The organism is Bradyrhizobium sp. Kon58 (assembly GCF_055807455.1).
In genome coordinates this window covers 1-238 of the sequence record NZ_JBVVOT010000638.1, presented here as the reverse complement: position 1 = coordinate 238, position 238 = coordinate 1, and the positions used below count along the sequence as shown (strand labels likewise).

The following is a 238-nucleotide window of genomic DNA, read 5'->3' as shown; positions in this document are numbered from 1 at the left end:
TGCCCGCTCCAGCTCAAGCATGAGTTTTTCCAGGGATTTGATACCCGTCTCGATCACTCGCCGATCATCATTGCCGGAGCAGGCTTGCTCCAGTGCTGCGCACTGCCCGGCCAGGGCGTTGGCTTGAACGATCCGCGCGGCCCCCTTGATCTTGTGCGCCTGCTCGATGATTTCCGTGGGTGAAGCCTTGCGATCCAGCAGTTCGATGAGTGCCTGGCGATCATGAACGCTGCTGGTG

At 60.1% G+C, this 238-nt stretch carries 1 protein-coding gene; it reads right to left on the bottom strand.

All coding sequences use genetic code 11. The features are described from left to right. Positions 1-238, bottom strand: a 238-nt coding sequence (locus tag AC0L20_RS41785; RefSeq protein WP_473295958.1) for an Hpt domain-containing protein, incomplete at both ends; no start/stop codon positions are given.